Origin of the sequence: Thioalkalivibrio sp. ALR17-21 (genome assembly GCF_000420185.1) — a bacterium.
Taxonomy (GTDB): domain Bacteria; phylum Pseudomonadota; class Gammaproteobacteria; order Ectothiorhodospirales; family Ectothiorhodospiraceae; genus Thioalkalivibrio; species Thioalkalivibrio halophilus.
Genome location: NZ_ATUL01000015.1, coordinates 23,656 through 48,680 on the forward strand (window position 1 = coordinate 23,656; position 25,025 = coordinate 48,680).

At 65.1% G+C, this 25,025-nt stretch carries 21 protein-coding genes; all 21 read right to left on the reverse strand.

Features of this window, described 5'->3' with window-relative positions; translation table 11 throughout:
• Positions 1-73 precede the first annotated feature (73 nt).
• The 21 genes from G020_RS0109150 to G020_RS0109250 all read right to left on the reverse strand — a co-directional run bounded on the left by G020_RS0109150 (position 74) and on the right by G020_RS0109250 (position 24,951).
• Entirely contained in the window at positions 74-802 is a 729-nt protein-coding gene (locus G020_RS0109150; RefSeq protein ID WP_024329382.1) for a M48 family metallopeptidase, read from the reverse strand.
• Entirely contained in the window at positions 792-3,872 is a 3,081-nt protein-coding gene (locus G020_RS0109155; protein WP_024329383.1) for a type I restriction endonuclease subunit R, read from the reverse strand. Before G020_RS0109155 ends, G020_RS0109150 begins: the two co-directional genes overlap by 11 nt.
• A gap of 182 nt (positions 3,873-4,054) precedes the next feature.
• Positions 4,055-5,512, reverse strand: coding sequence for an ATP-binding protein (locus G020_RS0109160; RefSeq protein ID WP_024329384.1), 1,458 nt, complete (start codon positions 5,510-5,512; stop codon positions 4,055-4,057).
• Entirely contained in the window at positions 5,512-5,661 is a 150-nt protein-coding gene (locus G020_RS15275) for a hypothetical protein (RefSeq protein ID WP_156002726.1), read from the reverse strand. Before G020_RS15275 ends, G020_RS0109160 begins: the two co-directional genes overlap by 1 nt.
• On the reverse strand, positions 5,658-5,891 hold the full coding sequence (locus G020_RS0109170) for a hypothetical protein (protein ID WP_024329385.1): 234 nt from the start codon (positions 5,889-5,891) through the stop codon (positions 5,658-5,660). The genes G020_RS15275 and G020_RS0109170 overlap by 4 nt, the downstream gene beginning before the upstream one ends.
• The gene (locus tag G020_RS0109175; protein ID WP_024329386.1) at positions 5,888-6,478 is read right to left on the reverse strand and encodes an AAA family ATPase; all 591 of its coding nucleotides are present in this window, start codon (positions 6,476-6,478) and stop codon (positions 5,888-5,890) included. Before G020_RS0109175 ends, G020_RS0109170 begins: the two co-directional genes overlap by 4 nt.
• Positions 6,475-9,060 carry an AAA family ATPase gene (locus G020_RS14975; RefSeq protein WP_024329387.1) on the reverse strand — a complete coding sequence of 862 codons (2,586 nt, stop codon included), beginning with the start codon at positions 9,058-9,060 and terminating at the stop codon, positions 6,475-6,477. Before G020_RS14975 ends, G020_RS0109175 begins: the two co-directional genes overlap by 4 nt.
• Entirely contained in the window at positions 9,057-10,433 is a 1,377-nt protein-coding gene (locus G020_RS14980) for a restriction endonuclease subunit S (RefSeq protein ID WP_081647407.1), read from the reverse strand. The genes G020_RS14975 and G020_RS14980 overlap by 4 nt, the downstream gene beginning before the upstream one ends.
• Positions 10,426-12,885 (reverse strand): type I restriction-modification system subunit M, encoded by a 2,460-nt coding sequence (locus G020_RS0109190; RefSeq protein ID WP_024329389.1) that lies wholly within the window; start codon positions 12,883-12,885, stop codon positions 10,426-10,428. Before G020_RS0109190 ends, G020_RS14980 begins: the two co-directional genes overlap by 8 nt.
• A 58-nt stretch (positions 12,886-12,943) precedes the next feature.
• Positions 12,944-13,168 (reverse strand): addiction module protein, encoded by a 225-nt coding sequence (locus G020_RS0109195; protein ID WP_024329390.1) that lies wholly within the window; start codon positions 13,166-13,168, stop codon positions 12,944-12,946.
• 108 nt (positions 13,169-13,276) lie between these two features.
• Positions 13,277-14,782: a glycerol kinase GlpK gene (gene glpK / locus G020_RS0109200; protein WP_024329391.1), complete on the reverse strand. Its 1,506-nt coding sequence runs from the start codon at positions 14,780-14,782 to the stop codon at positions 13,277-13,279.
• 35 nt (positions 14,783-14,817) lie between these two features.
• On the reverse strand, positions 14,818-16,608 hold the full coding sequence (locus G020_RS0109205) for an ABC transporter transmembrane domain-containing protein (RefSeq protein ID WP_024329392.1): 1,791 nt from the start codon (positions 16,606-16,608) through the stop codon (positions 14,818-14,820).
• Between the two features lie 40 nt (positions 16,609-16,648).
• Complete coding sequence (locus G020_RS0109210; RefSeq protein WP_024329393.1) at positions 16,649-17,029, reverse strand: VOC family protein; 381 nt, start codon at positions 17,027-17,029, stop codon at positions 16,649-16,651.
• The gene (ispF, locus tag G020_RS0109215; protein ID WP_024329394.1) at positions 17,026-17,526 is read right to left on the reverse strand and encodes a 2-C-methyl-D-erythritol 2,4-cyclodiphosphate synthase; all 501 of its coding nucleotides are present in this window, start codon (positions 17,524-17,526) and stop codon (positions 17,026-17,028) included. Before ispF ends, G020_RS0109210 begins: the two co-directional genes overlap by 4 nt.
• Positions 17,523-18,266, reverse strand: a complete 744-nt coding sequence (ispD, locus tag G020_RS0109220) for a 2-C-methyl-D-erythritol 4-phosphate cytidylyltransferase (RefSeq protein WP_018947819.1) — start codon at positions 18,264-18,266, stop codon at positions 17,523-17,525. The genes ispF and ispD overlap by 4 nt, the downstream gene beginning before the upstream one ends.
• Positions 18,259-18,648: a cell division protein FtsB gene (gene ftsB, locus G020_RS0109225; RefSeq protein WP_018947818.1), complete on the reverse strand. Its 390-nt coding sequence runs from the start codon at positions 18,646-18,648 to the stop codon at positions 18,259-18,261. The genes ispD and ftsB overlap by 8 nt, the downstream gene beginning before the upstream one ends.
• 39 nt (positions 18,649-18,687) lie before the next feature.
• Positions 18,688-19,965, reverse strand: a complete 1,278-nt coding sequence (eno, locus tag G020_RS0109230; RefSeq protein ID WP_024329395.1) for a phosphopyruvate hydratase — start codon at positions 19,963-19,965, stop codon at positions 18,688-18,690.
• 61 nt (positions 19,966-20,026) lie between these two features.
• A complete protein-coding gene (gene kdsA, locus G020_RS0109235) occupies positions 20,027-20,869 on the reverse strand; it encodes a 3-deoxy-8-phosphooctulonate synthase (RefSeq protein ID WP_024329396.1) in 843 nt (280 codons plus the stop codon).
• Positions 20,870-20,879: 10 nt separating this feature from the next.
• Entirely contained in the window at positions 20,880-22,550 is a 1,671-nt protein-coding gene (locus G020_RS0109240; protein WP_024329397.1) for a CTP synthase, read from the reverse strand.
• A 177-nt stretch (positions 22,551-22,727) separates the two neighbouring features.
• Positions 22,728-24,011 carry a tRNA lysidine(34) synthetase TilS gene (gene tilS, locus G020_RS0109245; RefSeq protein ID WP_024329398.1) on the reverse strand — a complete coding sequence of 428 codons (1,284 nt, stop codon included), beginning with the start codon at positions 24,009-24,011 and terminating at the stop codon, positions 22,728-22,730.
• Positions 23,986-24,951, reverse strand: a complete 966-nt coding sequence (locus G020_RS0109250) for an acetyl-CoA carboxylase carboxyltransferase subunit alpha (protein ID WP_024329399.1) — start codon at positions 24,949-24,951, stop codon at positions 23,986-23,988. The genes tilS and G020_RS0109250 overlap by 26 nt, the downstream gene beginning before the upstream one ends.
• Positions 24,952-25,025 lie beyond the last annotated feature (74 nt).

The following is a 25,025-nucleotide window of genomic DNA, read 5'->3' on the forward strand; positions in this document are numbered from 1 at the left end:
CGCGTGTATATCAGGTCTGATAGTGGCAGCCAGGATCGAGCATCCATCCGGTTCATCTCAATCGGGTGCAACGTCAATAACCCCACTCTTCATGTGCCAGCGGGGTCTCGTTGAGCGCGTCCTTTCGCAGGCGCCAGTCCGGCATGTATTGATCCATCAGGGCCCGGAAGCGCTCCGTGTGGTGACGTTCCAGCAAGTGCACCATTTCGTGCACGAGAATGTATTCCAAACAGCCAGGCGGTTTCTTGGCGAGCTCCAGGTTCAGCCAGACGCGCCGCGCCTCGATATTGCAACTCCCCCAGCGGGTCTTCATTCGCTTGATGCGGCAATCAGAAACCACCACACCCACAACCGGCTCCCAGGCGGCGAGAAGTTCGGGAATGCGGGCTTTGAGTTGGCGCCGGTACCAACGGTCGAGCGTCTGCTGCCGAGCTGCCCGGTCGGCACCCGGTCGGACTTGCAGCTCGAGGGTGCTGTTGTTGACCACGCGCACGCGCGGATTGCCCGATCGTTCCACCACATCCAGGCGGTAGCGCCTGCCCCCGAAATGGTGGCTTTCACCGGTGACCATCTCCCGGGCGGACTCACGTACCTGGCGCGCAAAGGCCTGCTGCTGGCGGCGAATCCAGCCCAGGCGTGAGACAATGGCCAGCCGCACGGCTTCGTCATCCAGGTGTGCCGGCGCGGCGACCCGGACTTTGCCATCGGGTGGATAGACGCCCACATGCAGGTTCCTGATCGCCTTACGGCGAATCTCCACCGAAATGCCACTCACCTCGATATGACGGCGCTCAGTAGTCATTCTGGTTCTTCACCAGCTCGAGAACGGTATCCACGTCGGGAATCTCGGTCTCCCGTACCTGCGCCTCCAGCACCGACGCAATAGCGTTTCTTACCTCGCGCTCTTTGAACTTGTTGCCACGCCAGTCAGCTTTCCTTACAGCTCGAATCTTCTCGTCAAGCCGAAGGGTCAGCGCCGCATCGTGACCCAGATTATCGTATAGGGCCTGTTGAGATGGAGTATCGACTCCGGTGGGATAACCGATCCCCTTATCCTTCCGGGCCGCCTGCCGCGTCAGTTCCACGATGCGGCGCAGATACTCCTTGTACTCCAGCGCCTCCTGACGCCGCTGCTCGATCAGGGCATCCAGCAGTTCGGACATCCTCTCGTAGTACTTCGGGTTGACGGCCATCTCGTCGATGATCAGCCGGCGCACATTGTTCTCGATAGTCTCGGCCATGGCCTCTCGGTCGCCGGAGATCGATGAAGGGAGACTATCGACTGCTTCCTCTCCACGTTCGACCACCAGTTCCACCAGTGTCATATCGTCGAAGGCCGAGAGCTTCTCGCTCTCATCCGCGCGGATGTAGCTGTCCAGCAGATGGCGCATGGCCGGCTCGTACACCTTCATGTCGATGTAGTCGCCGCTGGCCAGCTTCACCTCCTCCCGCACCTTCTCGTAGTGCTCCACCTCCGCCTTGATCGTGGCGGCCTCGGTCTCGCTGTAGCCGGCCTGTGGCATCTCGTTGGCCAGATCGGCGTAGGCGCGCAGAAAGGCGCCGACATGCTTGTACAGGGCCAGCCGCTTCGGCTCGTTTTCCTTCTGCACCTCGGGCATGTCGCTGGGGCCGACGAAATAGCGCCGGTAGGCGGGACTGTCCTTGGGCGGCTCCACCGCCTCGCATAGCGCCTTGACCGCTTCGCGGGTCTCTTCCAAGCGTTCCCGCGCCTTGTCCAGTCGGTCCTCCAGCAGCCCTTCGACGTCGTCCGCGTCGAAGGCATCGAAGGCCCCGCCCGTGTAGTCCTGGATCGACTGCTCCAGGGACTTGAACAGGTCCTTGTAGTCGACGATGTAGCCGACTTCCTTGTCCTCGGTGTGCAGGCGATTGACCCGGCAGATGGCCTGGAACAGGCCGTGGTCGCGCATCTGCTTGTCGATGTAGAGATAGGTGGCCGGTGGGGCGTCGAAGCCGGTGAGCAGCTTGTCGACCACGATCAGCAGCTTCATCTGGCCGGGCTCGTCGATGAAGCGTTTCTTCACCTCCTGCTCGAAGGTCTCCACCTTGTTCACGGCCGTGTCCTCCGGCTCGTTGAAGTGCTCGGCCAGCATGCGCCGGTAGATCGCATACTGGTGCAGCTTCTCGGTCTCGCCTTCGCCGGTCGCCTCACCCTTGATATCGGCGGTGGACGGCACATAGGAGGTGACGATGGCGCACTTGCCCTTCAGTTCGGTCTTCTCGAACATCTCGAACAGCCGGCAGGCCGAATAGATGCTTCCGGCCACCAGCATGGCGTTGCCGTGGCCACTCATCAGCCGGTCGCGGGTGGCCATGTCCCAGAGGATGTCGGAGACGATTTTCTCCAGCCGGTCCCGTGAGCTAAGCACCTTCTGCAGCGTGCCCCAGCGCTTCTTGAGCTGGGCGCGGGCATAGTCGTTCAGGCCCTGGGTCTTGAGCTCGAACCACTGGTCAATCTTGGCCTGCGAGGTGACATGCTGGTCGATGTCCCGCGCCTCGTAGCGCAGATCCAGCACCACGCCGTCCTGCACCGCCTCGTCGAACTTGTAGCTGTGGATGTAGGGGCCGAAGACTTCGATGCTCTTGCGCTTGTCCTTCTTCAGCAGCGGCGTGCCGGTGAAGCCGATCAGCAGGGCCTCGGGCAGCAGGGCCTTCATGGCCTCATGCAGCTTGCCGGACTGGGTGCGGTGGCACTCGTCCACGAACACGAACAGATTGCCCCTGGCCCGAAAGCCTTTCGGCAGGTGGCTACGCATGTCCTGGATGAAGGCATCGACGTCGCCTTCCTCCGAGGCGCCGAACTTGTGGACCAGCGAGGCGATGAGCCATTCGTCACTGCGGTTGAGCACATCGATCAGGTCGGCGCCGCTCCGGGTGCGGTGGATCTGCTCGTCCACACCCTTGAAGACCTTCTCGATCTGCTCGTCCAGTTCGGTGCGGTCGGTGATCACCAGCACCCGGGCGTCATCGACGTTCTCGCGGATCCACTTCGCCAGCCACACCATGGTCAGCGACTTGCCGCTGCCCTGGGTGTGCCAGATGATGCCGCCCTGACGACGCTGCACATGATCCTGCGCGGCGCGCACGCCAAAGAACTGATTGTGGCGGCAGGTCTTCTTGATGCCGGCATCGAAGACCATGAAGTCGTGGGCAATCTCCAGTAACCGCTCCTTGCGGCAGAGCTGGTGCAGGCCCTGCTCCAGTGGGTCCTCGATGTCGGATGGCTCCTTCCACTCCATCCAGAACTTCTCGGGCGTCTCGATCACCCCGTAGCGCAGCCCCTCGCTGGAGTTGCCCGCCATCACCAACTGCATGGTGGCGAAAAAGGGCTGGATAAACTGCGGCTTCTGGTTGTCCAGGCTCTGGCGGATGCCCTCGGCCACCGCCACGGTGGAGCGCTTGAGCTCCAGAACGCCCAGGGCGATGCCGTTGACGTACAGCACCACGTCCGGGCGCTTGGTGTTGGCCCCGACCACCGTGACCTCCTCGGCCACGGCGAAGTCGTTGTTCTCTGGATTGGCCCAGTCGATCAGCCAGACGGTGACCGTCTGCTCCTGCACCGATGGCTTGACGTGTACTCCGTAACGCAGCTTCTCGTAGACGGCGCGGTTGGCGTCATAGAGGGTCTTGCTACCGGCAATCGCCGCGGCCTGGTCCAGATCGCGCAGGGCGCGATTGATGACGCGCTCCTCATGGCCCTGCCGCGCCAGCCAGTCGCGCAGCAGGTCTTCCTCGATATTGCGGTTGCCGGCCCGGTCCTTCCAGTCGCCCAGGTAGCGATAGCCCAGCTCGTCCTGGAAGACGCGCAGCACCTGCTGCTGGGTGAGGTGTTCGCGTTGGCCGACCTGACTCATTTCCGGCTCCCGCCATCGCCGTCACCGTCCGGCCCCGGCTCGCGTACAGCGGATGGCGAGCCCGCTGAATACCCGATCAAGAAATAGAACGCCGAAATGCAGACGCAACCTGTTGTTTTGACGTCACTCATGTCACTCGATGGTCTCCGCCGCCCTGCTGGAATGAAAACCCAATCAAGAAATCACGCCCAGATGGGGACATAGCCGGCCCGGGGATGCTCAGGATCTGCGGGCTTGATCAGCCCGGCCTCCAACGCGTGCTTGATCACGCCGGAGGCCTGAGAGGCATTCCTGCTGTCGATCCCGAACCGTTCACACAGGGTCGCGTTCCTCATCCGTTCCCCGCCAGTCAGGAACTTCAGTACCGCGTGCTGATAGCAGGCGCGAATCCGCTCCTCCTGGGTCATGTTGGCGAAAGAGCGCGGCGCATAGAGGATTACTTGCATGGAGTTATCGTCTCCACGGAACCACGGTGGTGGCAGTTGGTACAGTTCCACCTCGGCAACCACCTTGTCCAGTCCGCTGCCTTGCTCCTCGCAAAACCTCATCCGCCGCATCAACGATGCCAGTGCCTCATTGCGTGAGCGCGGGGGCAGATCAATCATCCGGTCCGGCTGAATCAGCGGACGACCGGGGTTCGTGATTTCCATCCTGTCCTCGAAGATCTCGATCTGTGGCCCGGCACCGGTGATGGTCATATCCTGATGAATCAGAGCGTTCGCCACCAGCTCACGCACGGCGAGCTCGGGGAACACAGGTCGGACCTCGCGCAAGGCGCGACCGATGTGTTCATTGTGGGGCACGATGTCGTTGATGTAGCCTACCAACCCCTCGAAGCCACAGGCGTATCCCTTGGCGCCATCCATCCGATGACTGACCTTCGCGGCCCGATTTCGGCCATCGTAGACAACCAATCGAACCGACTTGCGTGACAGAGAGGCGTCAAACCGATCCAGATCCGTCGCAAACAGAATGGCGCCAAGATTCGTGATGTTCCACCGCTGCCCGACGTCTTTCTCAATCAAGTTATCGCCCACCAGGCGATCGAAGATGCCGGCCCGGTTGTCGGGCAGCGGCTGCCGGGTAAGGCGGAAGTATTGGGCATAATCCAGCAGTTCGAGCACATCGTCGCCCGTGGCATATTGCAGGGCGTTCCCGTGCTCCCAGGTGTAGGGTCGAAGTGAATCGATCAACGCCCGGTGGCGCTCGGGATAGTCGGCCAGTTTGGGCGTGGTGCTACCGATGCGGATATAGGCAATACTGTCGAACGCCACCGGTGCGCTGTTGGCCGCCGGGATCTCCAGCAGGACCACGTGCCCGTCGGGGTGATCGATGGCACGGAACGAGAAAGCGATACTCGGCTGCAGCCGCTGGGCAAGCCATAGCTGGAACTCCTGACTGCCGACTTTGTGGTTATCCGGATCGAAAGCCGTGCCCACCACGGCGTGGGTTGCATCGTCGATGCCCCACACCATGTAGCCGCAATCCTGGCCCTCAAGGCGGGCTGCATTCGAGATCGCCGAACAACGCTTGCCGATCGACTGCGGCTCGATGTTGTCTCGCTTGAACTCCAACCAGGGCAATTCGTTCGAGTGCGAACGAAGCTCCTCGATCAGCTCGATGTCGCGTGCATCGCCCATCACACGTCCTCCTGCCCCGGCGGCCTGATGTGCACGCCGTAGCGCAGCTTCTCATGGACAGCGCGATTGGCGTCGCAGAGCGCCTTGCTGCCAGCGATCGCCGCTGCCTGATCCAGATCGCGCAGGGCGCGTTGGCCGACACTGCTCACTTCGGACCCTCGCTGTCCGGCCCCGGCTCGCGTACAGCGGATGGCGGGGCGGACGCCTCCGATACATACTCCTGCGCGCTGCCAATCTGCTCCGGGGACAGGCGGACCATTTCACCGTCGCGCCAGACCACGGCGTACTGCCCCAGCCGGCGCTTGCGCTCCAGGGCGTTGGCGACCGCACGGCGCAGCGCCGCTAGAGCCAACTCATCGTCTTTGGATAACTTGTTCATTTCCGCACCATTCCAAGAAGCCCCGAGAGAACATCTTGCCGATAGATGTCGCGGCGTCCCTCTTCCTGAACGAAGACCAGCTCGGGCAGTTCGCCTTCGTTCGAAAAACACCGGGTTCGATTGGTTTCGCCGATATAGACATCGAAAAGATTGCGAAGACCACGATAGAACCGCCGCTGAATATCCGCTTCTGGGATATCATGTCCGCCATGAGCCACGCGCTCCGCTACCCGCTGTCTGGCCGCTTCCGGGTCGGGGAGCGCAAGGTAGATCAGCTCCACCCGCCATCCTGCCTTCCGCAAACGATGGATCTGGCGGATGTACCCGCGCCCGGCCAGCGTGGTCTCGAAACCGAAGTCCCTGCGGGCGCGGACATGGCGCTCGATCTCTTTCAGAAACAGCCGCCCCGCCGCCACCCGCTCGGTTTCCGGCGCCAGTGGCGCCATGCCCGCCGCAATCAGATCCGCATTGACGAACTGCCGGCAGCCGACCGCGTTGGGCAGGTATTCCAGTGCAAAAGTCGTCTTGCCCGCACCGTTCGGGCCGGCGATAATCCAGCAGGTGGGCGGCTGACTGGCTGTGCTCACGCCATCGCCTCCGGGGATCGTTTGTTGAACTCCTCTCGCCATGCTTTCAATGACTCGATGTCTTCTCTAAGTTCAGCTTCATCCGGAATCCGGACCGGCGTTTCCGGCGATTGGCTGTGCTCGAACGCCGAGTACTTCGTCATCAAGCCGTCGATGAACTGACAGTCATCGCCAGTTATTCTAGGCAGCCATTTGAGCCTGTTGTCAGTCTGAACACTCCGTCGGTTACGCTTGACGATCTGGCCGAGGAGGTCGTCCTCAATCGTCCGCTCCAGGAGTTTTCGAAAGTCCGTGCAGATGCCTTGGGCATGACACCGATAACCATCCCCACCACCCGCTTCACCTGCCTTTTTCGCTTCATCGAGTCTGTTCAACAGGTTGTTGTTTGCGGTTTTCGTCTTCGCGCTCCAGGCACTTTCATCAGCGGGGTGACCAGTGGTTCCGCTAAACGACTCAATACATCGTTGCTCCAGATTTTTCTTCTCCCAGTCGTCGCCGACCTTCTTCGCAGCCTCTTCTGCCGCCCCATATAGCGAAAGCCGGTGCGTAAACACTAGTACTTGCCGCTCCTTCCCCAGTTGTGCGAGCCGCAAGGCAACGTACCACTCGAACTCTTGATCTAGGGAGGAGATGGGGTCATCGAAAATGAATGGTGCTGGGTGCGGCTTTTCACCAACGTCCGCAAGGAACGCTGCCAGGGCAATAATGCGACGTTCTCCCTCGCTCAAGACCATATCGGGCGAAGCTTTCGGCCAAGTGGCATCTTTTAGCGCAACCCGATGAAGCGCTGTGCCCTGCTTCGTCCGGGTTTTAACGACCTCGACCTTGATATGTGCCGCTCCGAGTCGCTTCAACTCGTCACGGAAACGAGTCAAATATGCTTGCGAAATGGCTTTCTCCGCAAGTTCACCAGCCTTGAGAGAAATACCGCGCGGATTCGCCTGTCGCGCCCACTCGTCGTATTTGGCCACCTGATTCAGTCGCGCCACTTCCGCTTTGACGGCATCTGCCTGTTGCGCTACCCACCGTTTAGCTTCCAGGTTGAGCCGGTACTGCTCAGCCTGCTTTCGATCAAAGTGCTTCGCATCTGCATCGTATTGAAGGGCGCGCTGTTCAAGGGATTCAGCCCGCTCCGTCAGCATCTTTAGCAACTGCTCGGGCCATGCAACCGGGCGCGCTTCGCCAGCGCGCTCTTCGTGGCGCAGACATTGCACGGCTTGTTCAGCCTGCTCCCCGAACTGCTCAAGCCGTTCCACCCAGCCTTCTTCATGCAAATCGGCCGCTTCGCAACGAGTTCGAATCGAATCGTTAGTCAATATTTGAGGCAACTCATCCAGCGCTTTTTTGTAGGCCAACTCCGCCTTCTTGGCCTCGTCTTCCACTGTGCCCTGAACAAAAACCTCAAAGTCACGCAGGCGTTGCTGTGCGTCGGGTTCAAGCGTTTGATGACACAAAACGCAGCGGGTCCCGTCATCCGTTACTGGAAACTCCTGCTCCGGGTAGGCGCTTTGAGAATACGCACGAGCCGCCTCCCACAATGCGATCCACGTTTCGGAGCCGATACCCTCGAGTTCAGCGGAATCGATCTGTGCCGCCTCACTTGCAGCCCGCCGCTTCGAGGCGGCTTGTTCGCGGGCTTGCCGAACGGCCTTTACACGCTCAGCGCTACAGCCAGAAGCGGTCGATTCCAATTGCTGGATAAGCTGATCGACCTGACTCTTCGTGCGCCGAGCCTTCTGCGCCTGCGAAGCCGGGTCAGCCGTCTTGAGACGCTCTTCGAGCTGGCTCAGTGACTTTTCATTGTCATCTGTCCATTGCGTCAGCCGCTCGATCTCGCCTTGCGCCATGGCGGGTTTCAATAGGCGGTATGCCTTGCCGCTCGGGGTTTGCTCGTATTTCGATGGCAGTGTTGGCAAGCTGCTCTTCAGACTCACCTGTTCACTCTTCAGGCATGTCTTAACCCGTTCGCATGCCGAGGCCAGTCGCTCAAACAATGCGATTTGGGGTGGCACATAGGATGTCTCCGTCTCGCTGGTCAGGTAGTACGAAGCTGCTTCTGAGTCGAAAATGTCCACCGTGCGCAACGTGTCAACGCAAGTCCCATCCGCCGACCAGGCGACGGTCTGTTCACGGCCTGCGACGCTGTACGTAATGTTGCACTGTTGGCTGGGCGGCGGCTGCTGGAAGATATTTGGCTTCAGCTCCACGGCCCGTGGATGACCGCAAGCCCGCTTGAGAATTCGCGTATAGCCGCTTTTGCCGGACCCATTGTGGCCGTACACGACTACAAGATTTCCCTGGCCGAAGGAAATGGGGACTCGGGGTGCGAGATTCTCGATACCTTGAATGTCCCCGATTGACACCAACCGTAATTCGTCGGCGCTAGCATTCCCCCCGCCAAGGCCGTCGAACGTTCTATGTGTTGAAACCCTTCGTCCGTCTTCTGTTTTCAAATATTGCGCGATTTCCTGAATGTCGCCGTCGCCCAGGTTGCCAGAGGCCAATAACCGCTCAGCGGCGTCCTGAAGCCAATCCGGCCTTGCGCGAAGCCAATCAACGATTTCCTGGGTAACGTCCGTCATGCTGCTTTCCCTGGTTTAACTAAGCGCACCCGCCCGGTCAGGAGCTGCTGCATCATGCCTTGCTTGGTCTGGCGGGACTTGTCACGGCGGCGTTCCAGGGTCTCGATTTCCGCGTCCATGTCTGAGAGGACGGCAGCGATGGCCTGCTGCTCCGCTACACAAGGAAGCTCCATCTCAACGCTCGCTAGGTGTTGCCAATTAGTGGCAAGAACTTTCGTGCCCGCCGCCAACCGTCGAAGGGTGCCGATAAACTGCGGACAAAACTGCAAGTAAGCCTTGAATCCGTCGGCGAGCACGTCCTTATCGAATCGTGCTGCGATGGTGTGCAGTCCAGCAACCATGCCCTCTTTTGGCACGTCAATAATTTCGACGGACTTTCCGACACCTTCGAGATCCTCCGATGCGTCCACGAACACCAAGTCGCCCGGCGCCAACTTGTCCAGATGGCGCACTTTCGAAGCCGCAATATGCGGCGTTGTTACGGCGTTCGGGTTCAGTGTGACGCTGGATCGAACATGAATATCTCCATAGTGCAGGTATGCGACGCGACCATTACTAGCAAGTTCGGCGCGGGAATTCGTGCCAGTTTTCAGGAAACTCACATGATTCCCCAACCGCCTCGTCTCCCACTCGCCGGCGAAACCCGGCAGGCGGGTCTGGCCGGTGAGGAGTTTTTGCATAGCAGCCTGTTTGATGGCGCGCTTTTTGGCGATCAGGCGGTCGAGGGATTCGATCAGCGTGTCCGCGTCCGACAGGGCGGTGGCGATGGCGCGTTGTTCCTTAACCGGAGGTACCGGCACCAATAGGGAACCGTACTCTGCGCCATTGACGCCAGGTTGCCCGCTTCTCAAAGAGACGGATCTAACCCAATTCCAGTAATGTTCAGTCCTGCAAAAATTAGACAGAAAAGTAGGGTCTAGTCGTCTTGTGTCTGGAGAAACCCGAATAAGAAATCCCGCATAAACTAGTCGGCCATCTGAGGACTTATATTCATATGATTTCCCAACACTTGCTCCAGTGCGAGCGAATACCAAGTCTCCTGTGTTCAGGAAATAGTCGTGTGCGCTCTTGTGCTTCACAGACACCGGAGGATCAGGTGAAAAACGCCCGTCGTTATCTATATCCGTGATCCGGAGATATGCTGGCAGAGACTCTTCATATTGAGTAGCGGCTGCGTTAATCCCATAGTTTGGTGGCGCGCTAAGTAACTTTCTCAACTCGCACAAACGCCAATCCTCCGGAATCACTCCTACCTCGGTCCGCTTGTACCCGGGCGGCACGTCCTCCGTAGTCGCGATCTCGGGCTCCACCGAATAGAAGGCCGCCCCATCCCTAACGGCCTGCTGTTCCACTGCCCCACTGCGCTCAGCCATCGACCCGCACTCCCATCTTTTCCAGGTGGCCCGTGACTTTGGCGGCAAGCGCGTCTACTTCGTGCTCGATGCTCGGCAGGGGCTCGGCGTAGCGCTCTTCCAGCTCGCGCACGCGGCCAGCGAGCTGGTTGGTGATACGCTCGACTTCCGATTCGATGGCGGCGCGGATGTCGGCCAGCCATTTGTCGTCCACGGCGAGCTGTTTGATCTCGTCCTCGGTGAGATCAAAGTAGCGGGCCAGTACGGCCTGGTCGAGTTCCGTCTGGGCGTCCTTGACGGCCTTTTTGGCAGCCGCCTCATTGTCCATGAGTTTCTTGCACTGCTTGAGGGCGGCGATTTCGTCCTCGGCCTCGGGCTCGCCCTTTAGGGCCTTGAGGCGCTTGGGGATCTCGGTCTTGGTGACCTTGCCCTTGTCGTTCTTGACCTCGCTCAGGGGGTCTTCCTCGCCGTCGTGCTCCTCGATGAATTCCTCCAGCTCGCGGCTGGCCGTCTCGTACTCGGCCTGGAGCTCGTCGAGCCGGCCCTGTTCGTCGGCAAAATAGCGGGCAATGACCAGCGCGGGCGGAATCAGATCCAGCTTGTATTTCTTCGCCTTCTTGCCGCTGCCGACGGTGAGGTCGGGTTCTTCCTTGATCTTGCGTTCCTTGTTCTCGATCACGCCCCGGGGCCGGGCCGCTTCGACCCAGCCCTCGGCGGCGATGAGGTAGACATCGTCCTGCATGACATCCGCCCAGTAGTCCATCAGGCGCTGGTAGACGGCGTAGCGGTCCAGCAGGGGCACATCGGTGAAGCGTTGCAGCAGATCCTCGGACAGGCCGTGGATCACTTCGCGGGGCTTGTCGCCCGCATGCAGGGCGTAAAGGTCCGGGCGATGGGCCGCCTGCCAGTCGTCGGTGACGCCGGACACGCGCTCGGCGAAGGCCGTGAAGGCGGGGTGGCCCAACACGGTGGCCTTGACCTCGCGGGCGTCGACCCGGGGTTCGAGGTAGCCGGGCCGGCCGTTGTCGCGGAACAGCGCCTCGCGCAGGCCGGGCAGCACGGACCAGTAGGTTTCGAGCGCGTCCACGTCGCGCTCGGGGATGCCGCCGTTCAGGTGGGCGTAGAGGTCGTGCAGGTCCTCCGCCTCGCCGGCGTCGATGTAGCGTGGGATGTTGAGGTTGTAGTCGTTGGCATCAGAGGCGATCTCGGCCAGGGGCACGCGGCGGGCATAGCCGGGCAGTTCGCGCTGGTAGTTGAACACGTCCACGATCTTGTGGATGTCGCGCGAGCGCAGGCGGTTCTTGTTGCCGTCCTTCATGAACTCGCGGCTGGCGTCGATCATGAAGATGTGCTCGCGGTTGGCGGCGTGCTCCTTGTCGATGACCAGGATGCAGGCGGGGATGCCGGTGCCGTAGAACAGGTTGGCCGGCAGACCGATGATGCCCTTGATCAGCCCGCGCCGGATCAGGTTGCGGCGGATGCCGGCCTCCTTGTGGCCGCGAAAGAGCACGCCGTGGGGCAGGATGATGGCGCCCTTGCCGGTGGACTTGAGCGACTTGATGAGATGCAGCAGGAAGGCGTAGTCGCCGTTCTTCGCCGGCGGGATGCCGTACTCGAAGCGGCCGAACTCGTCGTTGGCCGGGTCCAGGCCGTTGGTCCAGGACTTGGCGGAGAACGGCGGATTGGCGACGGCGTAGTCGAAGGTCTTGAGGCTGCCGTCGCCAGAGTTTGACGCGTCCTTGAAATAGGGGCGGGAGAGGGTGTTGTCCCGCCACAGCTCCGCCGTGGGGTAGTCGTGCAGGATCATGTTCATCTTCGCCAGCGCCCAGGTGGCGTTGTCGTTTTCCTGGCCATAGATGCTCATGCCCTGTGGCGCCTCGTAGGCGGCGCGCAGAAGCAGCGACCCGGACCCGCAGGTGGGATCGTAAAGGGTCTCATCCTGACGGGTGTCCGGCCCGATGCCCACCACCTGGGCAATCACCCGGGAGACTTCGCCCGGGGTGTAGAACTGACCCTTGCTCTTGCCGGACTCGGTGGCAAAGTGGCGCATCAGGTATTCGTAAGCGTCACCCAACAGGTCGTCGCCGTCGGCACGGTTGGCGCCCAGATCGAGCTGCTCGAAGATGGCCACCAGCTTCGACAGCCGGTCTTGCATGTCCTTGCCCGAGCCCAGCTTGGTCTCGTCGTTGAAATCCGCCTGATCGATGACGCCCTTGAGGTCATTGGCCTCGGCGAGTCGGCCGATGATCTTGTTGATCTTGTCACCGATCTCCTTGTCGCCCTTCAGCGCCACCATGTCGGCGAAGCTGCCGCCCTCGGGGACCTCGATCAGCGAGTCCTTCTTGTCGCTGACATACTTCATGAACAGCAGCGTCAGTACGTAGTCCTTGTACTGCGAAGCGTCCATCCCGCCGCGCAGTTCGTCGCAGGACTGCCAGAGGGAGGAGTAGAGCTCGGATTTCTTGATTGCCATGGATTAACTGTTTTCTCTTTTCGCAGTCAGTGCTTGGTTTCAGGGTGAAAGCGGAAGCTCATTGAGATTGCCCGTCCCAGATCTTCGCGAACACTTGTTCTCCGGGAACGGCCTCCACATCACCGGAACGAAACTCCTTCAATCGCTCCTGCGCCACCGAAGCCCATTTTTCATCGATCCGGGATTCGGGGGGATTGAGACTGCGCAGAAGCGAATCGACCACCAGCGCACGCTCCTCAACTGGGAGTGCCTCGGCTTCATCAATCAGGTCCTTGATCCTCATAGATCACCTCTCACGTAGATCCTGTTACTTCCGAACGCCAGCCATCAGACGCTCAAGACACGATCGGCCCCCGGACGGTACTACACCACAATACTCCGCGACGCGGGCCTACCCCCGCGCGTCGCGTTCCCAGTTCATGCAGCGGCGCACGGCTTCCTTCCAGCCGTGGTACTGGCGGTCGCGCGTGGCGGCGTCCAGCTGCGGCTCGAACACGCGTTCGATGCGGCTGAATGCGCGCAGGTCGTCGCGGCTCCACAGGCCCGTGGCCAGACCGGCCAGGCCGGCGGCGCCCAGGGCGGTGCTCTCGGTGATGGCCGGGCGCTCCACCCGCACCCCCAGCTGGTCGGCCTGGAACTGGACCATCAGATTGTTGGCCACCGCACCGCCGTCCACCCGCAGGGTCTGCAGGGCCAGGCCGGAATCGGCCTGCATGGCCTCGATCACGTCGCGGGTCTGGTAGGCCAGGGCATCCAGCGTCGCGCGCGTCACGTGCTCCTTGCGCGTGCCCCGGGTCAGGCCGAAGATCGCCCCGCGCGCATGCGGATCCCAGTACGGCGCCCCCAGCCCGGCGAAGGCCGGCACCACGTAGACCCCGCCGGCGTCCTCCACCCGGCTCGCGAAGTACTCCGACTCCGCGGCCGTATCGATCAGGTGCATCTCGTCGCGCAGCCACTGCACGGCGGCACCGGCGATGAAGATGGAGCCCTCCAGTGCATATTCCACCTGCCCGTCCAGGCCCCAGGCGATGGTGGTCAGCAGGCCGTGTTCCGAGGTCACCGGGCGGGTGCCGGTGTTCATCAGCAGGAAACAGCCGGTGCCGTAGGTGTTCTTGGCCATGCCCGGCTCGAAACAGGCCTGGCCGAACAGGGCCGCGTGCTGGTCCCCGGCCATGCCGGCCACCGGCACCCGCGCGCCGCCGAACATCTCCGTGCCGGTGTGGCCCAGTACCTCGCTGGAGGACACCACCTCGGGCAGCATGGCGCGCGGGATGTCCAGCGCGTCCAGCAGGGTGTCATCCCACTGCAGGCGGTGGATGTCGAACAGCATGGTGCGCGAGGCGTTGGTCACGTCGGTGACGTGGCGGTCGCCGCGCGTGAGGTTCCACACCAGCCAGCTGTCCATGGTGCCGAACAGCAGGTCGCCGTTGCGGGCCTTCTCGCGCGCGCCGTCCACGTGATCGAGGATCCAGCGGATCTTGGTACCGGAGAAATAGGCGTCCGGCAGCAGCCCGGTGGTCGCGCGGATATGGCCTTCCAGACCCTCGTCGCGCAGGCGGTCGCAGAGATCCGCGGTACGCCGGTCCTGCCACACGATGGCCGGATGGATCGGGCGGCCGCTGTGACGATCCCATACCAGCGTGGTCTCGCGCTGGTTGGTGATGCCGATGGCCGCCAGCTGCGCGGGCTTGATGCCATTGCGCTCCAGCGCCTCGCGCGCCACGCCGATCTGGGTGCCCCAGATCTCCATCGCGTCATGCTCCACCCAGCCGGAGTGCGGGTAGGACTGGGCGAACTCTTTCTGCGCGACCCCGGCGATACCGCCCTCCAGATCGAACAGGATGGCCCGGCAGCTGGTGGTGCCCTGGTCCAGGGCGAGGATGTATCCGTTGGCCATGATGTCCTCCCGCTTGATCCGCCTCGCCCCGAGTTTCAGGCGAGCGCGTCCGCATCCGCAAACTGCAGCGCCGCCAGCCGTGCATACAGCCCGCCCTGCGCCAGCAGTTCGGCATGGGTGCCCTCGCCGACCACGCGGCCGCCGTCCAGCACGACGATCCAGTCCGCCGACTGCACGGTGGCCAGCCGGTGGGCAATGGTCAGCACGGTGCGCGCGTGCCGCACCTCTTCCAGCGCCGCCTGCACCTCGCGTTCGCTTTCGGCGTCCAGCGCGCTGGTGGCCTCGTCCAGCAGCAGCACGGCCGGCTCGCGCAGCAGGGCGCGGGCCAGCGCCAGACGCGCCCGCTGGCCGCCGGACAGGCGCACGCCGCGCTCGCCCAGCGCGGTGTCCCAGCCTTCCGGCAGCGCCTCGATGAACCCCCGCGCATGCGCCGCCTCCGCGGCCGCCTGCAGCGCCGCGTCGGACGCATCCGGCACGCCGTAGGCCACGTTTTCGCGCACGGTCCCGGAGAACAGCACCGGCTCCTGCGGCACCACCGCGATGTGCCGGCGCAGTTCGTCCGGCCGCAGGCGGCGCAGGTCGTGCCCGTCGAGCCGGATACAGCCCGCATCCGGGTCATGAAACCGCAGCAGCAGCCGGAACAGGGTCGACTTGCCGGACCCCGACGGTCCCACCAGCGCCACCGACTCGCCCGGGCGTACCCGCAGGGAGACCCCGTCCAGTGCCGGCGGCTGCGGGCGCGTCGGATAGGCGAAGACCACGTCCTCCAGCGCGATCTCGCCGCGCACCGGGTCCGCCAGGGCTTCGGGGTGTCGTGGCCAGGGCGGCCCGGAACGGACCTCCGCGAGTTCCAGCAGGCGCTCCGCGGCCCCGGCCGCCCGCAGCAGTTCATTGGTCACCTCGCTGAGCGCGGCGATCGAACCCGCCACCAGGGCCGCGTAGAACAGGAACGCGGCCAGCTCGCCCGGGGTCATCATCCCGTCCAGCACGCGGTGGCCACCGATCCACAGGACCCCGGCGATCAGGCCGAACATCAAGAGCATCACCGCAGCGGCCAGCAGTGCGCCGGTGGCGGCCCGACGCGTGGCCATGCCAAAGGCGGCTTCCACCGCCGAAGCATGCCGGCCGCGTTCGGCGTCTTCCTGGCCGTGGGCCTGTACCGTCTCGATCGCGTACAGGGTCTCGTCGGTGCGCGCGCCCACGTCCGCGACCCGGTCCTGGGTCCGGCGCGACAGCCGCCGCACCCGCCGACCGAGCAGCCACACCGGCACGGCCACCGCCGGCAGGCCGGCCACCAGCAGGGCCGCCAGCGGCGGGCTGGACAGGAACATCAGGACCAGCCCGCCGACGATCAGCAGCAGGTTGCGCGCGGCAATGGTCAGGGTCGTGCCGACCACGGTCTGGATCAGTGTCGCGTCGGCCGTCAGGCGCGAGATCACCTCGCCGGTACGGGTCTGCTCGAAAAACGCCGGATCCAGCCGGATCACGTTGGCGAACACCGCGCGGCGCAGGTCAGCCACCACCCGCTCGCCCAGCCAGGTCACCAGATAGATTCGCGCCCCCACCCCGATGGCCATCACCGTCACCACCACCAGCAGCAGCACCAGCGCGCGGTTGAGCCCGGCGGGGTCCTCGGGGCCCAGGCCGGCGTCCACCAGCAGGCGCAGCACCCCGCCGAAGGCCAGGATCGCCCCCGAGCCCACCACCAGCGCCACCAGCCCGAACACGATGCGCCGCCGGTACGGCCGCAGGAATGCGAGCAGCGGCATCAGGACCCGCAGGTTGCGGGCCGCGGGCCGCGGGGTGTCGGCGTCGTCCCAGTTCATGCCGGCTGCCGGCGGTGGGGGAATGCGGGTGCGGAGAGGGTCATCCGCCGGCTGCGACGAATTCGACGGTGTTCCCGTCAGGATCGCGCACAAAGGCCGCGGGACGCCCGGAACGGCTGCGCTGCGCGGGGAAACCCGCCGCCTCCAGACGTGCCAGCAGGGCCTCCAGCCCGTCCACCGCCAGGGCCAGATGGCGGTCGCGGCCCCCGGCGACCCCGCGCTCCACCGGATCCGGGTTGGGCACACCCAGCAGATGCAGGGCGCGCCCGTCACCCAGATCGAACCAGCGCCCGGGGAACCCGAGATCCGGGCGCGGCAACGGCGCCAGCCCGAGCAGATCCCCGTAGAACGTGGCCGAGCGCTCCGGTTCCGCCACCACCACGCTCACGTGGTGCACCCCGCGCACCACGCCGTCGCTCATGCGACCGCCCCGTCTCCCGGGGTCTGCAGCAGCACCACGGTCTGCGCGGCGAGACCCTCCTCGCGGCCGGTATAGCCCAGCCGCTCGGTGGTGGTGGCCTTCACGTTGACCGCGTCCGCCGGCAACCCGGTGTCCGCGGCGATGTTGGCGCGCATGGCCTCCACATGCGGGCCCATGCGCGGACGCTGCGCGATGATGGTGGCGTCGATGTTCACCGGGACCCAGCCCGCCGCGCGCACCCGGCGCAGGGTCTCTTCCAGCAGGTCGCGGCTGTCGGCACCGGAGAACGCCGGATCGCTGTCGGGAAAGTGGCGGCCGATGTCGCCCAGACCGGCCGCCCCCAGCAGGGCATCGCACAGCGCGTGCAGCAGCACGTCACCGTCGGAGTGGGCGCGCACGCCGTAATCGAACGGGATCCGCACCCCGCCGACCACCACGTGATCCCCCGCCTCATAGGCGTGTACATCGAAACCCTGGCCCACACGCATCGCCGTCATCCCCGATACCCTCCGTCGAGCCGGCCCTGTTCCAGCAAGTATAGACGGGCCAGTTCGAGGTCCTCGGCACGGGTGATCTTGATGTTCATCAGCGACCCCTCCACCAGGCGCGGCCGCAGTCCCGCCCATTCGATCGCGCTGGCCTCGTCGGTCACCGGGTGTCCGGCGGCACGCGCGCGGGCGTTGGCGTCACGCAGCGTACCCAGGCGGAACATCTGCGGGGTGAGGGCCCGCCACACCCGCTCGCGATCGAGCGTGGATTCCACCCGACCGTCGGCGTCCGCCCACTTGATGGTATCGGTGGACGGGGCCGCCAGCACTCCCCCCACGGGATCGTCGCGCAGCTCGTCCAGCATGCGGTCGAGATCGTCCGGCGGCAGGCACGGGCGCGCGGCGTCGTGCACCAGCACCCAGTCCTCGGGGCCGGCGCGTTCCTCGAGGAAGTCCAGGCCGTTCTGCACGGAGTCGGCCCGCTCGTCGCCGCCGGCCACGCGGAACAGACGCCCGCCGGCCAGCGGCAGGTCGAGCGCGTCCGGGTCCACGTCCGGGCCCAGCACCAGGATCACGCCGCGAATCCGCGGATGCTCCAGAAAGATCGACAGGGTATGGGCCAGCACGCTGCGCGGCCCCAGGGTGAGGAACTGTTTGGGACGATCCGTCCCCATGCGACGACCAATCCCGGCTGCGGGGATCAGCGCCCAGAAGACTCCCGAACCTTCGGGGGAGTCGGCATCACTCATCGAACGGATCCTCCACGATCGTCGTGTCCTCCTCGAAATGCTCCGGCGCGGCCCCGGTGGACGCGTCCTCGGGCATCAGCCCCGGGACTTCGCCCGGGGCTTCGTCTTCTTCATCCACGATGAAGAAAAAGGTCTCGTCCTCGCGAATCATGCCCAGGTCACGCCGGGCGCGTTCTTCCACCGCCGCGGAGCCCTCGCGCAGATCGCGGACCTCGGCCTCCAGCGCCCGGTTGCGTTCACGCAGGCGCTGATTTTCCGCTTCCTGCATGGCCGTCTCGCTGCGCAGTTCGCGGACATCCGGCCAGCCGCCCTCGCCGAACCACAACGGCCACTGCAGCGCCAGCACGAGCAGCACCAGACCGCCCGGCAGCAGCCAGCGCATCGCTCAGGCCTCCGGCCGGGACACCCCGGTTCCCCGGGGTCAGGGCCGGACCCGGAAGGCGTCCATGCCCGGGTAGCGGGCCTGCCCGCCAAGATGCTCCTCGATCCGCATGAGCTGGTTGTACTTGGCCACGCGATCGGAGCGCGACAGCGAGCCGGTCTTGATCTGCCCGGCGCCGGTGGCCACGGCCAGATCGGCGATGGTCACGTCCTCGGTCTCGCCCGAGCGGTGCGAGATCACCGAGGTGTAACCCGCCTCGCGCGCCATCTCGATCGCCTGCAGGGTCTCGGTCACGGTGCCGATCTGGTTCAGCTTGATCAGGATGGAGTTGGCCACGCCGCGGTCGATGCCCTCGCGCAGGATCTGCGTGTTGGTCACGAACAGATCGTCGCCCACCAGCTGCACGCGCTCACCCAGACGCTCGGTCAGGATCTTCCAGCCCTCCCAGTCGTCTTCGGCCAGCCCGTCCTCGATGCTGAGGATGGGGTACTGATCGACCCAGTGCGCGAGGTAGTCGCAGAATTCCTCGGCATTAAACGACTTGCCCTCGGAATCCAGGTGGTAGCGGCCATCGCGGTAGAACTCGGAGGCGGCGCAGTCGAGGCCCAGCCAGATGTCGCGCCCGGCCTTGAACCCGGCCTGATGGATCGCCTCGAGGATGGTCTCCACCGCGGCCGAGTTGGACTCCAGGTTGGGCGCGAACCCGCCCTCGTCGCCCACGCCGGTGCCCAGACCGCGCTGGTTGAGCACCTTCTTCAGTGCGTGAAAGACCTCGGCGCCGTAGCGCACCGCTTCGCGCAGGCTGGGCGCGCCCACCGGCAGGATCATGAATTCCTGCATGTCGACGCTGTTGTCGGCATGCTCACCGCCGTTGACGATGTTCATCATCGGCACCGGCAGCAGATGCGCATCCGGCCCGCCGACCGTCTCGAACAGCGGGCGCTCGGCATCGGCCGCGCGGGCATGCGCCACGGCCATGGACACCGCCAGCAGGGCGTTGGCGCCCAGGCGCGACTTGTTCTCGGTACCGTCCAGCTCCAGCATGCGCTGGTCGACCGCGGTCTGGTCCGCCTCCATGCCGCGCAGGGTGTCGCGGATCTCGCCGTTCACGTGGCCCACCGCCTTCTCCACGCCCTTGCCGCCATAGCGGGCCGCGGCGTCGCGCAGCTCCAGGGCCTCGCGCGCCCCGGTGGAAGCCCCCGACGGCACCGACGCCCGCCCGGTCGCACCGGAGGCCAGGACGACGTCGGCTTCCACCGTCGGGTTGCCGCGGGAATCGATGATCTCGCGCGCGTGGATCTCGGCAATCTGGGACATGCTCGTACTCTCTCCTTGACTCGTTCGATTCGGGGCCGGCCGCCCCCGGGTCACCCCGGGGTCAGCCCAGGCCGTATTCGGCTTCCGCCAGCGGACGCGACTTGGTCGCCTCGTCCAGCGCCTTCAGGGTTTCCAGCAGCTCGCGCATGCGCGGCAGCGGCCAGGCATTGGGACCATCCGACAGCGCGTTCGCCGGATCGGGGTGGGTCTCCATGAACAGCCCGGAGATACCGCTGGCCACGGCCGCACGCGCCAGCACCGGCACGTATTCGCGCTGCCCGCCGGAGCTGGCACCCTGCCCGCCCGGCTGCTGCACCGAGTGGGTGGCGTCGAACACCACCGGGGCGCCGGTGCGGCGCATGTCGGCCAGGCCGCGCATGTCGGAGATCAGGGTGTTGTAGCCGAAGGACACCCCGCGCTCGCAGACCATCACCGACTCGTTGCCGGCCTCGCGCGCCTTGTCCACCACGTTGCCCATGTCCCAGGGGGCCATGAACTGGCCCTTCTTGATGTTCACCGGGAGCCCCTGACGGGCCACGTTCTGGATGAAATTGGTCTGGCGGCACAAAAACGCCGGGGTCTGCAGCACGTCCACCACCGCGGCGACCTCCGCCAGCGGGGTGTCCTCGTGCACGTCGGTCAGCACCGGCACGCCCATGCGCTCGCGCACCGTTTCGAGGATGCGCAGCCCTTCCTCCATGCCCGGCCCGCGATAGCTGCGGGTGGAGGAACGGTTGGCCTTGTCGAAGGACGACTTGTAGACGAACGGGATCCCCAGTTCGCCCGTGATTTCGGCGAGCTGCCCCGCGGTTTCCTCGGCCATGGCCTCCGATTCGATCACGCAGGGACCGGCAATCAGGAAGAACGGCCGGTCCAGGCCCACGGTAAAACCGCACAGTTCCATCAACCCGCCCTCAATCGGTCAGCGCCGCGCCGACATCCGGCGCGCGCTCGTTCTGGTAGTCCCGCGCCGCACGGACGAAGCCGGCGAACAGCGGATGTCCGTCGCGCGGCGTGGACGTGAATTCCGGGTGGAACTGGCAACCGACGAACCACGGGTGATCCACCAGTTCCACCGCCTCCACGAGCTCTCCGGATTCGGACACCCCGGAGATCACCAGTCCGGCTTCTTCCAGACGCGCGCGGTAGGCATTGTTGAATTCGTAGCGGTGGCGGTGACGCTCCTCGATGCGCGTGCCGCCGTAGGCCGCGGCGATGCGCGAGCCCTCGCTCAGGCAGGCGGTCTGCGCACCCAGGCGCATGGTGCCGCCCAGGTCGCTCTCGGCGTCGCGGTGCTCGATGCGCCCCTCGCGGTCCTGCCATTCCGTGATCAGCGCAATCACCGGGTGCGGCGTCTCGGGCGAGAACTCGGTGGAATGCGCGCCATTGAGGCCGGCCACGTGCCGCGCGTACTCGATGACCGCGACCTGCATGCCGAGGCAGATCCCCAGATAGGGGATACCCTCCTCGCGCGCATGGCGAACCGCCTCGATCTTGCCCTCGACCCCGCGCTCGCCGAAGCCGCCCGGCACCAGGATCGCGTCCAGCCCTTCCAGCTCGGCGCGCGCCTCGGGGGTGTCGCCCTCCAGCTTTTCCGAATCCAGGTAGCGGATGCGCACGCGGGTACCCACCTCGATGCCGGCATGGGTCAGGGCCTCGTTGACCGACTTGTACGACTCGGTCAGATCGACGTACTTGCCGATCATCCCCACCGTGACCTCCGACTCCGGAAACTCCATGGCGTTGACCACGTGCTTCCAGTCGGACAGGTCGGCGACCGGCAGATCCTCGATGTGCAGCTTGCGCAGCACGATCTCGTCGAGCTTCTGCGAATGCAGCCACAGCGGGATCTTGTAGATGTTGTCGACGTCCACCGCGGAGATGACCGCCTTTTCCTCCACGTTGGTGAACAGCGCCATCTTGCGCCGCTCCCCCTCGGGGATCGCATGGCTCGAACGGCACAGCAGGATGTCCGGCTGGATGCCGATGGAGCGCAGCTCCTTGACCGAGTGCTGGGTCGGCTTGGTCTTGATCTCGCCGGCGGCATCGATGTAGGGCACCAGGGTCAGGTGCATGAACAGGGCGTTGTCATGCCCCAGCTCCACGCCCATCTGGCGAATCGCCTCGAGGAACGGCAGGGACTCGATGTCGCCCACGGTCCCGCCGATCTCGATCAGCGCGATGTCGGCGTCATCCGCGCCCTCGCGGATCGAACGCTTGATCTCGTCGGTGATATGCGGAATGACCTGCACCGTGCCGCCCAGGTAGTCACCGCGGCGCTCCTTGCGGATGACGCTCTCGTAGATCTGGCCGGTGGTGAAATTGTTGTGCCGCGAGGTACGGATGCGCACGAAGCGCTCGTAGTGCCCGAGATCCAGGTCGGTCTCGGCCCCGTCGTGAGTGACGAACACCTCGCCGTGCTGGAACGGACTCATGGTCCCCGGATCAACGTTGATGTAGGGATCCAGCTTCATCAGCGTGACCTTCAGGCCACGCGCCTCGAGGATCGCCCCCAGGGAGGCGGATGCAATACCTTTGCCCAGAGACGAAACCACGCCTCCGGTGATAAAAACGAATCGCGTCATGCGGGAAACCTGGCCGGGACCGACGGGGGTCAAAATGCCCGCAAAGGGTACCAGACCCCCCGTTTCCGCTCAATCGCGAACGCGCTCCGCGAAGGGCCTTCGGGCCCGTCATGGCGGGCCTGAGGCGCCCCGCCCCGGCTCCGCCACCGGCGCCGTATTCCGACAACGCAAACCGGGTCACGCGATCGAATCCGCTCCCGGCCCGCGCGGCCACAGCACCGCCCGGACGGTCCCGCCCGGCGGACGCAGCAGCGGGATACGCGCACGCCGCCACGGCGGAATGCCGCGCTCCTGCATCAGCGACTTCAGCCGCCGGTGCCGACCGCCCGCCGCCACCCGCTCGCCGCCCCGGCGGAACACCACCTCCACCGCCCCGGCCAGCAGCGGATCGGCGAAGGCGGGATGCTCGCGCGTCAGCACCCGCCCATCGGGCAGACGCAGCCGCTGCTGGCCGGCCGGCCACGGAATGGGCGACGCGGGCTCCGTCTCCGGCGGATCCAGATACAGCGCATCGCGGTAGCGCCGCAGGCAGCCCTCGTCCCAGTCCAGCCGCGGCTGGCGATCCCCGTCCGCCTCCAGGGCCTGACGCAGGAATTCTTCCAGCCGCCGGTACCCCGGCGGGCGCAGGCCATGTTCGCGGATCCAGTAACGCAGGAGGGCACGGCGGCGCCCCGGCTCCCGTGGCCGCAGGGCGGCCAGCGGCAGAACTTCGCCGGCCCCGGCGCCCGCCAGCTGGCGCGCCAGATCGGCGTCCTCCCCGCCCGCCACCTCGGCCTGCCAGCGAGCGGACCGCGCCAGCCCGGCCGAGGCCGCAAAACGTTCATTGAGCCGCGGCAGGATCTCGCGGCGCAGGAAGTTGCGGTCGAACCCCGGATCGGCGTTGGTGGGATCCTCCACCCAGGTGAGCCCGTCCATCCATGCCCGCCCCGCCACGGCTGCATCCGCCACGTCCAGCAGCGGGCGCGCCAGCCAGCCCTCGCCTTCGCGGCGCCACGGGACCATGCCGCGCAGTCCGTGTGGTCCGCTGCCGCGCAGGGCCGCGAGCAGGAAGGTCTCGGCCTGGTCCCCGGCATGATGCGCGGTCACCACCACCCCGGTCGGCCCCAGGCCCTCGCGCAGCAACGCATAGCGGGCATGTCGCGCCGCGGCCTCCACGCCTTGCTCGCGGGTATCCAGCTCGCGCACCACCCGGAGCACGAAGCGCAGGCCCATAGACCGCGCCACACCCCGACAATGCTCCGACTGCGCCCCGGACTGCACATGCAGCCCGTGGTCCACGTGCCAGACCTCGGGGTCGGGGTGCCCGGAGGTGCGACAGGCCGTGGTCAGGGCGTACAGGAGAACCGAGGAATCACGCCCGCCACTGAAGGCAACGCGCAGGGGGCCGCCCGCGGGACACTCCTCGAGGAACCGCCGCAACGCGACGTCGACGGGGTCAGGCGCCGGCTTCCTGGAAGGCACCGTAGTCCATCAGCCGGCGGTAACGCCGTTCCAGGCGCTTGCCCGGGTCCAGCCGCTCCAGCCCGCCCAGGGTCTCGGCCAGCGCCGCACGCAGATGCTCGGTCATGGTCTCCGGATCGCGGTGGGCGCCGCCCAGCGGTTCGTCGATCACCCGGTCGATCAGACCCAGCTCCTTCAGCCGCCCGGAGGTGATCCCCAGCGCCTCGGCGGCCTCGGCGGCCTTCTCCGAACTCTTCCACAGGATGGAGGCACAGCCCTCCGGCGAGATCACCGAATAGGTCGAATACTGCAGCATGAGCGTCGCATCGCCCACCCCGATCGCCAGCGCACCGCCGGAGCCACCCTCACCGATCACCGTGGCGATGATCGGGGTGTCCAGCCGCGCCATCACCCGCAGGTTGCGCGCGATCGCCTCGCTCTGGCCGCGTTCCTCCGCCCCCACGCCGGGATAGGCGCCCGGGGTGTCGATGAAGGTGAACACCGGCATGCGGAAGCGCTCGGCCATCTCCATCAGGCGCAGGGCCTTGCGATAGCCCTCCGGACGCGGCATGCCGAAATTGCGCTGCACCTTGTCCCGGGTCTGGCGCCCCTTCTGGTGGCCGATGATCATCACCGGCCGCCCGTCGAAGCGGGCGATGCCGCCGACGATCGCGGGATCATCGGCATAGGCGCGGTCGCCGTGCAGTTCCTCGAATTCCTCGAACAGCGCCGGGATGTAGTCGAGCAGATACGGACGCCGGGGATGACGTGACAGCTGGGCGATCTGCCAGGGCGTGAGCTTGGCAAAGATGCTTTCGGTCAGCGACTGGCACTTGTCCTGCAGCCGCTGGACCTCTTCCTGGATGTTGACCTCGGTGTCGTCGCCCACGTACTGCAGGTCGCGGATGCGGGCCTCCAGCTCGGCGATCGGCTGTTCGAAGTCGAGAAATTCCGGGTTCATGCAAGGATTCCAGTCAGTCACGTTCGGGGTGGCGAGTGTAACGAATCGGCGCGATCTACGCTGGCCGCCTGCGG

Coding starts and splice junctions, on each gene's coding strand:
- G020_RS0109160 (WP_024329384.1), bottom strand. CDS start 5,512: ATGGGCGATGCACGCGACATCGAGCTGATCGAGGAGCTTCGTTCGCAC.
- G020_RS0109190 (WP_024329389.1), bottom strand. CDS start 12,885: ATGGCAATCAAGAAATCCGAGCTCTACTCCTCCCTCTGGCAGTCCTGC.
- kdsA (WP_024329396.1), bottom strand. CDS start 20,869: ATGGAACTGTGCGGTTTTACCGTGGGCCTGGACCGGCCGTTCTTCCTG.
- G020_RS0109170 (WP_024329385.1), bottom strand. CDS start 5,891: ATGAACAAGTTATCCAAAGACGATGAGTTGGCTCTAGCGGCGCTGCGC.
- ftsB (WP_018947818.1), bottom strand. CDS start 18,648: ATGCGCTGGCTGCTGCCGGGCGGTCTGGTGCTGCTCGTGCTGGCGCTG.
- G020_RS0109195 (WP_024329390.1), bottom strand. CDS start 13,168: ATGAGGATCAAGGACCTGATTGATGAAGCCGAGGCACTCCCAGTTGAG.
- eno (WP_024329395.1), bottom strand. CDS start 19,965: ATGTCCCAGATTGCCGAGATCCACGCGCGCGAGATCATCGATTCCCGC.
- G020_RS0109240 (WP_024329397.1), bottom strand. CDS start 22,550: ATGACGCGATTCGTTTTTATCACCGGAGGCGTGGTTTCGTCTCTGGGC.
- G020_RS0109250 (WP_024329399.1), bottom strand. CDS start 24,951: ATGAACCCGGAATTTCTCGACTTCGAACAGCCGATCGCCGAGCTGGAG.
- G020_RS0109205 (WP_024329392.1), bottom strand. CDS start 16,608: ATGAACTGGGACGACGCCGACACCCCGCGGCCCGCGGCCCGCAACCTG.
- G020_RS0109210 (WP_024329393.1), bottom strand. CDS start 17,029: ATGAGCGACGGCGTGGTGCGCGGGGTGCACCACGTGAGCGTGGTGGTG.
- G020_RS14975 (WP_024329387.1), bottom strand. CDS start 9,060: ATGACGGACGTTACCCAGGAAATCGTTGATTGGCTTCGCGCAAGGCCG.
- G020_RS14980 (WP_081647407.1), bottom strand. CDS start 10,433: ATGGCTGAGCGCAGTGGGGCAGTGGAACAGCAGGCCGTTAGGGATGGG.
- G020_RS0109150 (WP_024329382.1), bottom strand. CDS start 802: ATGACTACTGAGCGCCGTCATATCGAGGTGAGTGGCATTTCGGTGGAG.
- ispD (WP_018947819.1), bottom strand. CDS start 18,266: ATGAGTGATGCCGACTCCCCCGAAGGTTCGGGAGTCTTCTGGGCGCTG.
- glpK (WP_024329391.1), bottom strand. CDS start 14,782: ATGGCCAACGGATACATCCTCGCCCTGGACCAGGGCACCACCAGCTGC.
- G020_RS0109155 (WP_024329383.1), bottom strand. CDS start 3,872: ATGAGTCAGGTCGGCCAACGCGAACACCTCACCCAGCAGCAGGTGCTG.
- ispF (WP_024329394.1), bottom strand. CDS start 17,526: ATGACGGCGATGCGTGTGGGCCAGGGTTTCGATGTACACGCCTATGAG.